This is a genomic window from Kitasatospora sp. NPDC004531 (assembly GCF_053602195.1).
The window spans coordinates 1-7,853 of sequence record NZ_JBSGDD010000158.1; the positions used below are offsets into that span (position 1 = coordinate 1).

Below are 7,853 nucleotides of genomic sequence, written 5' to 3' on the forward strand. Positions count from 1 at the left end.
TCCATCACCCCCGCAACAACACCACTCTCCCCCACCCCGCCGCTCTGCCGATGGGGCCCCGCGCCCCGCCGCCCCCGCCCGGCCGGCGGCCGCCCGCCCCGCCCCCGAGCACGCCGACCGGGCCGGGCGGCAGACCTTCAGCGGGGTCGCGGAACTCGCCGCCCGCCGGGCCGAGGAACGCGAACGCGCCGAGCGCCAGGCCGAGTCGGCCCGGCGCTTCTCGCTTCCGGTGGCGCAGCCGGGCCTGAGCGCGGTGTTCGGCGAGCCCGGCGCGCACTGGGCGGCGCGGCACACCGGCGTCGACTTCCCGGTGCAGTCCGGCACCCCGGTGCTGGCGGTCACCGAGGGGACGGTCAGCACCGCCTGGCACCCGGCGTACGGGCGGGTGGCGACGGTCACCGCCCCGGACGGCACCCGGACCCTGTACGGGCACCTGCGCGCGTTCCGGCTCACCCACGGCCCGGTCCGGGCCGGCGAGGTGATCGGCTGGTCCGGCAGCACCGGAAACAGCACCGGGCCGCACCTCCACTTCGAGGTGCGGCCCGCGGACGGGATTCCGGTCGACCCGGTGCCGTGGCTGCTGGAACGCGGCCTGGACCCTCGGTGACCCGCGCTCAGAGCTTCTCGACGGGCGCGTAGCGCAGCAGCAGTTCCTTGCGCCCGGCGGTGCCGAAGTCGACGGTGGCGCGGGCCTTGTCGCCGACGCCCTGGGTGGCGACCACGGTGCCCAGGCCGAAGCTGTCGTGGCTGACCCGGTCGCCGACGGTGAGCGCCACCACCTCCCGGTCCACCACCGTCCGCGCCGACTTGCCCCAGCCGGCCTTCGGCGAGGCGCCGGCCGACAGTCCGCCACCGGAGCGGGCCGGGCCCGAGGAGGAGAAGCGGGAGGCGGGCACGGCGGCCGCCCCGGTGCGCTTCCACTCGATCAGGTTCTCCGGGATCTCCTCCAGGAACCGCGACGCCGGGTTGTAGGAGGGCTGCCCCCAGGCGCTGCGCAGCACCGACCTGGTCAGGTAGAGCCGCTGCCGGGCCCGGGTGAGGCCGACGTAGGCGAGCCGCCGCTCCTCCTCCAGCTCCTTGACCTGGTTCAGCGCCCGCATGTGCGGGAAGATCCCGTCCTCCATGCCGGTGAGGAAGACCACCGGGAACTCCAGGCCCTTGGCGGTGTGCAGGGTCATCATCGTGATGACGCCCGCGCCCTCGTCGTCGTCGGGGATCTGGTCGGAGTCGGCGACCAGCGCGACCCGCTCCAGGAAGTCCGCGAGCGAGCCGACCGGCGGGCCCTCGTCGCCCTCCGGCCGCTCCCCCGGGTCCTTCTCGTACTCCAGCGCCACGGAGGCGAGCTCCTGGAGGTTCTCCACCCGGGTCTCGTCCTGCGGGTCGGTGGACGACTGGAGTTCGGCCAGGTAGCCGGTCTCCTCCAGCACGGCCTCCAGCACCGCGGCCGGCCCGGCCCCGGACTCGACGACCTGGCGCAGCCCCGCCAGCAGCTCGTTGAACTTCTTGACCGCGTTGGCGGAGCGCGCCGCGATCCCGTACGCCTCGTCGACCCGCTTCAGCGCCTGCGCGAAGGAGATCCGCTCGCGGGTGGCGAGCGCGTCGATCATCGCCTCGGCGCGTTCGCCGATGCCGCGCTTGGGGACGTTGAGGATCCGGCGCAGCGGCACGGTGTCCTCCGGGTTGGACAGCACCCGCAGGTAGGCGAGGACGTCCTTGACCTCCTTGCGCTCGTAGAAGCGCACGCCGCCGACCACCTTGTACGGCAGGCCGACCCGGATGAACACCTCTTCGAAGACGCGGGACTGCGCGTTGGTGCGGTAGAAGATCGCCACGTCGCCGGGGCGGGCGCGGCCGGCGTCGGTGAGCCGGTCGATCTCGTCGGCGATGAACTGGGCCTCGCCGTGCTCGTCGTCGGCGACGTAGCCGACCACCTGCTCGCCCTGGTCGCCGGCCGTCCACAGGTTCTTCTTGCGGCGGTTGGTGTTGCGTTCGATCACCGAGTTCGCGGCGGTCAGGATGGTCTGCGTGGAGCGGTAGTTCTGCTCCAGCAGGATCGTCGTCGCGTTCGGGTAGTCCTCCTCGAACTGGAGGATGTTGCGGATCGTCGCGCCGCGGAAGGCGTAGATCGACTGGTCGGCGTCACCGACCACGCACAGCTCGGCGGGCGCGATCTGCGCGAGGCGGGCCTCGGCCGGGTCGACGAAGTCGCCGTCGACGGTCTTGCGGGGGGCGTGCGCGGCCGAGCCGCCGGACAGCTCCCGCACCAGCGTGTACTGGGCGTGGTTGGTGTCCTGGTACTCGTCGACCAGGATGTGCCGGAACCTGCGCCGGTAGTGCTCGGCGACGTCCGGGAACGCCTGCAGCAGGTGGACGGTGGTCATGATGATGTCGTCGAAGTCCAGCGCGTTGGCCTCGCGCAGCCGCCGCTGGTAGAGGAAGTACGCCTCGGCGAGCTTCTTCTCCATCGGGTTCGCGGCCTGGTCGGCGTACGTCTCCTCGTCGATCAGCTCGTTCTTGAGGTTGCTGACCTTCGCGGTGAACGACTTCGGCGGGAACTGCTTCGGGTCGAGGTCCAGGTCCCGGCAGACCAGGGCCATCAGGCGCTGCGAGTCCGCCGAGTCGTAGATGGAGAAGCTGGAGCTCATGTTCAGCAGCTTCGCCTCGCGGCGCAGGATGCGGACGCACGCGCTGTGGAACGTCGACACCCACATCGCCTTGGCGCGCGGGCCGACCAGCGCCTCGACGCGTTCGCGCATCTCGCCGGCGGCCTTGTTGGTGAAGGTGATCGCCAGGATCTCGCCGGGCTGCACGCCGCGGGCGGCCAGCAGGTGGGCGATCCGGTGGGTCAGCACCCGGGTCTTGCCGGAGCCCGCGCCGGCCACGATCAGCAGCGGCGAGCCGTGGTGCAGCACCGCCTCGCGCTGCGGGTCGTTCATGCCCTCCAGCAGCTGCGCGGGGTCGACCACGGTGCGGGCCGCGCCGTTGCGGTGCCAGGCGTCGCGCTCGCTCTCGGCGGCGTGGTCGGTGGCGAACAGCCCGTCCGGGATGTCCTCCTCCATGCCGTGGCCGGGGTCGTACGGCGGCTCGTCGTAGGGCACGTCGTAGGGCTCGTCGGCGGGCGGCGCCTCCTCGTCGGACCACGGCGTCGGGAGCGGCTGCTGCTCCGCTTCGGGGCGGCGGCTCGACCCGACGGCAGGACGCTCGAAGCCGGGGAGCGGGAGGTCATCGAAGAGGCTAGTCATGGCCCTTCGAGTCTATGGCCCCCCGCCGACATCCCCGGCCGTCCCGCAGCGGTCGCCCGGGCGGCCGATCACGGGGAGTTGTTGTAGACGAAGACCACGTATCCGCCGTACAGGGCGGAGCAGACCGCCGCCGCGGCAAGCATGCTCGGCACCACGCCCCTGGTTCTCACCCGTACCAGCGCCGTCGCCGCCGGCAGGATCAGCGCGAAGGCCGGGAGCAGGAAGCGTGCGCGGGAGTTGAAGTACGCGGCGTCGCCGATGGCGAGCAGCAGCATCATCGCGCTGAACACGACCAGCGCCAGCGGCTGGCGCTGGAGCACGGAGACCACGAACAGCAGCACGCAGCCGACCAGCGTGAGGGTCACCACGACGTCAGTGAGCCAGATCGCCCCCGGCACGGTGATCATCTTCCGGATCACGTGCGCCGTGGACCGGCCGAAGTCGAAGTGCGACTCCCAGGCGTCCTGCACCCGGAAGTAGCCGTCCCAGCGGCCCTTCTCCACGCCCACCCAGGCGACGAAGGACAGGAAGCCGAGCGGCGCCAGCGCGCAGCCGATCAGCGGGCGCAGCCACAGCGCGCGCCGCTCCCGCACCTCGCCGGCCTGCCGGGCCTGCCGCCACTGGGTGAACGCGGCCCACAGGCCCGCCACTCCGACCGCGGCCACCACCGCGACGCCGGTCGGCCTGGTCAGGCCCGCGAGCGAGCACAGGACCCCGGCCCACACCCAGCGGCGGGTCACCGCGGCGTACATCGTCCAGGCGGCGAACGCGGTGAAGACCAGTTCGGAGTAGGCCATGCTCTCGACCACCGCGTACGGCAGGACGCCCCACAGCACCGCGGCGATGACACCCACCCGGCGGCCGTGCAGCCGGGCCCCGACGGCGAAGATCCCCCACGCGGCGACCAGCGATCCGGCCCAGGCCACCAGCAGCGCGGCGTAGTGCACCGGCAGCGGAAGGATCCACCACACCGCCCGCAGCAGCATCGGGTAGAGCGGGAAGAACGCGTAGGCCTCGTAGTGCCCGTTCGGGCCGGGCAGCGGTTCGGAGCCGGCGTAGCCGTGCACCGCGATGTCCTGGTACCAGTAGGCGTCCCACATGGTGGCGACGCGGTACAGCGCGCTGGTGCCGTGCTGGCCCTCCCACAGCATCAGGACGGCGACGCCCAGTGCGCGTACCAGCAGGTAGCCGAGCAGGGCCGGGGCGGCGTATCGTACGGCAGCGCGCAGTCGTGTGAGCAGACCGTTCAGCCCTGCCGGGGCTCCGTGCGGCCGTCCGGCCGGTGTGCTGGCGTCCTCGCGCGGAACCGGGTCACCGGTTCCCAGCCTGACGGTCACTGTTCTGCTCTCCCCACGGGCGTCGCACTGCGATGCCATGCACCGGATCGAAGATCATTGCGACCCCACCGTCGCCGGTCTCATTGCACAGGAGGCCGTGGCCCGTCAAGAGACTGGTGCCGGACAACAGTGTAGCCGCGGTCGAGCGGTCCCCCGGCTGGAAACCGGGCTTCGCGCCGGCCCGGTGGGGGTCGGGCCGGCGCGACGGGAGTGCGGCTGTCAGCGCTCCATCAGGGTGACCACGGCGTTCGGCACCTGAGTGACGGTCTGCTTCGGGAAGGTCTTCACCAGCACGTCCTTCTCCTCGGGCGAGAAGCCCTGGAAGGGGTCGTGCCAGCCGATCGTCACCACCCAGACCCGCTTGGTGTCGCCGATGCAGGCCGCCAGGTCGGGGCACATCTTCGGGTACAGGTCGCCCCGCTCGACCGCGCTCTCCTCGACGAAGACGTCCTTCAACCGGTCCTGCTCCGGGAGGTAGAAGTCCAGCGCGGAGACCACCCCGCTGAAGATGGCGTTGCCGTTGCGCAGCGGCGCCACCCCGTCGCCGGGCCGGTAGCCGTCGGCGACGACCTTCGCCGCGGCGGCGCCGTCCCAGCCGGCGTGCGAGTAGCGCTGCCGCAGCGCGCGCTGGTCGTGCACACCGAGCACCATCAGCGCGACCAGGCCGACCACGGTGAGCGCCCGGGGCCGCAGCGCCGCCAGGCCGGCGCCGGCCAGCACCGCCCAGGCGGGCAGCGTGAACAGCACGTAGCGGTCGAGGAAGTACGAGGTGCTGCCGTGCGAGACGATCCACAGCAGCGGGATCGGCAGCACGGCGACCATGCCGATCTCCACCGCCGGACGGCGCCCGCGCGACCAGGCGAGCGGCAGCACCGCCAGCGCCAGCACGCAGAGGCTGATCCAGGCCGAGCCGAACAGGCCGCGCCAGAAACCGTCCGCGACGTACTGCAGGCTCGGCTTGCTCAGCCAGTTCAGCTGCCGGCCGACCTGCCGCTGCCCGAGCAGGATCAGCGGCACCAGCGGCAGCACCCCGGCGACGGCCGCCACCGGGAAGCCGATCAGCACGCCGCGCGAACGGTCGCCCCACCAGCGCCAGGCCGCCACCAGGGCGTGCGGCACCAGGAAGACCAGCGCGATCATGTGGAACGCGCCCGCCCCGACCACGGCCAGCACGTACAGCGCCCACCGCAGGACTCCCGGCTTCTCCAGGGCGCGCAGCAGCAGGAAGGTCGCCGCTGCCGCGAACAGGACCACGAACGCGTAGCCGCGCACCTCCTGCCCGTACCGGGACACCGAGGGGATCAGCGCGAACACCAGGCCCGCGACCAGGCCGGTGGTGGGGTTGAAGAGCTTGCGGCCGGTGAGGGTGACGAAGGCGGCCGCGCCGGCCATGGCCAGCGCGGACGGCATCCGGATCACCGTCAGCGAGTGGCCGAAGGCCTCCGTCCAGAAGTGGATCAGCAGGTAGTAGACGCCTATCACCGCGTCCACGTTGTCCAGCAGGTGGAAGATCTCCCGCGGCGAGCGGTCCACCGCGTTCCAGGTCGCCAGCTCGTCGGCCCACAGCAGCGGGCGCCCGGCGCCGTACGTGCCGAGGCCGAAGGCGAGCAGGGCCGGCCACAGCCAGAGGATGCCGCGCGTCCGCGCCGCGATCGCCCTCGGCCCGCGCCCGCCCCCGTGGCCCGACGATGCGGCAGCGTCCGCACCGGATGGTGCGGAGCTACTGGTCGCGCTGACGCTCATATGGGGTGCCTCTCCTGGTTTTGCCTGTCGCCGATCGCAGCGAGCCTAGCGGGAACACCGGAGCGGCTTGCGCCCGGCCGAGCCGAGCCCCCGCCCGCCCGGGACCGGTGCGGATCGCGGCCCCTGGCCGGGGCCGGATGAGACGCGCCCGAACGGTGCGCGCCGGGCCGGGTGTGAGCTAGCCTCATCGGCTGTGACCGCGATTGAACAGCAGCCAGCCCCGGTCGCCGGGGGCGCCACCACCACTGCCGGCGTCGGCAGACCGCCCGTCCGCCTCGGCTGGCTCGACGGCCTGCGCGGCATCGCCGCGCTCCTGGTCGCCGTGCACCACTTCGGCCTGCTCTCCTGGTACTCCTGGGGCCCGGCCTTCGAGGAGAAGTTCGACCTCGGCATCTTCGCGGTCATGCTGTTCTTCCTGGTCAGCGGGTACATCGTACCGGCCTCCCTGGAACGGCGCGGCGACGTCCGGGGCTTCTGGGTGGGCCGGGTGTTCCGGATCTACCCGCTGGTGATCGTCACCGTGGTGCTCTCGTTGGCCCTGCTGCCGACGAAGTACTCGGCGGTGCCGGGCGTGGTCACCGACAGCCCGTACTGGTCGTACCTGGCGAACCTGACGCTGCTGCACGAGATGACCAACATCGCCAGCGCGCTCGGCGCGATGTGGACGCTCTGCTACGAGATGGTCTTCTACTTCCTGGTCAGCGCGCTGTTCGTGAAGAACTGGCACCGGCAGAGCGCTCCGATCTCGCTGTTCTTCGCCGGCGCCGCGCTGCTGCTCGGCGCCTGGTGGAAGCCGCAGTTGCTGACCCCGAAGGCGGTCACGGCCGTCCCGACCACCACCCACCACCTGATCATCGCCGTTGCGGTGATCATGGCGACCGGCCTGCTGCTGATCCTGCTGGGCCGGCCGGAGCTGATCCGGATCGGCGCGCTGGTCCTCGGCGTGCTCGGTGCGGCGCTGCTCTTCCTGAACGCCCGGTCGATGTTCTTCGAGAGCATGCTGATCCTGGCCACCATGTTCGCCGGCACCGCGATCTTCCGCGCCGAGAAGGGGCAGATCGACCGCGCCCTGGCCGCCGTCTGCTGCGCGTTCGTGCTCGCCGCGGGCTTCCTGTCCGGCTACATGTACAACCACGGCCAGGCCGCCCTGAACCGCACCTGGACGAAGAGCTGGGAGGGCTTCTCGCTGCCCTACGCGGCGGCCTGGGCGGTCTTCGGACTCGGGATGCTGCTGCGCCACCGCCGCTGGCCGCGGGTGCTGACCTGGCTCGGCGCGGTCAGCTACTCGGTGTACGTGGTGCACATCCCCGTGCTGTGGGCGACCTGGTGGTTCAAGGACAACCTGGTCACCTACCCCACCACCGGCTGGGGCCGCTGGCTGCTGCCGATCACCTTCCTCGCGGCGGTCCTGATCGCCAGCCAGCTGACCTACAAGCTGATAGAGATGCCCGGGCAGAAGCTCGGCAAGAAGGTCGCCAAGGCATCCGAGCGCACGTGGACGCCGGCAAGACCACCGTCACCGAGCGCATCC

5 protein-coding genes are annotated in these 7,853 nt (G+C 71.9%); 2 read left to right on the forward strand and 3 right to left on the reverse strand.

The window, feature by feature from the left end; genetic code table 11:
- The coding region (locus ACWEMJ_RS32925; protein ID WP_452140814.1) for a M23 family metallopeptidase at positions 1 to 607 on the forward strand (607 nt) is incomplete at its 5' end.
- Positions 608 to 614: 7 nt separating this feature from the next.
- Here ACWEMJ_RS32925 and pcrA read toward each other — a convergent pair.
- The 3 genes from pcrA to ACWEMJ_RS32940 all read right to left on the reverse strand — a co-directional run bounded on the left by pcrA (position 615) and on the right by ACWEMJ_RS32940 (position 6,322).
- On the reverse strand, positions 615 to 3,242 hold the full coding sequence (gene pcrA / locus ACWEMJ_RS32930) for a DNA helicase PcrA (protein ID WP_452140815.1): 2,628 nt from the start codon (positions 3,240 to 3,242) through the stop codon (positions 615 to 617).
- Positions 3,243 to 3,310: 68 nt separating this feature from the next.
- Positions 3,311 to 4,579, reverse strand: coding sequence for a glycosyltransferase family 39 protein (locus ACWEMJ_RS32935; protein WP_452140816.1), 1,269 nt, complete (start codon positions 4,577 to 4,579; stop codon positions 3,311 to 3,313).
- Between the two features lie 219 nt (positions 4,580 to 4,798).
- Complete coding sequence (locus ACWEMJ_RS32940; RefSeq protein ID WP_452140817.1) at positions 4,799 to 6,322, reverse strand: glycosyltransferase family 39 protein; 1,524 nt, start codon at positions 6,320 to 6,322, stop codon at positions 4,799 to 4,801.
- Positions 6,323 to 6,515: 193 nt separating this feature from the next.
- On the opposite strand from ACWEMJ_RS32940, the gene ACWEMJ_RS32945 reads away from it, so the two are divergent.
- Positions 6,516 to 7,853, forward strand: a 1,338-nt coding sequence (locus ACWEMJ_RS32945; protein ID WP_452140818.1) for an acyltransferase family protein, incomplete at its 3' end; no start/stop codon positions are given.

Excerpts from the sequence above, each read along its gene's own strand:
- pcrA (WP_452140815.1), bottom strand. The coding sequence starts at position 3,242 with ATGACTAGCCTCTTCGATGACCTCCCGCTCCCCGGCTTCGAGCGTCCT.
- ACWEMJ_RS32940 (WP_452140817.1), bottom strand. The coding sequence starts at position 6,322 with ATGAGCGTCAGCGCGACCAGTAGCTCCGCACCATCCGGTGCGGACGCT.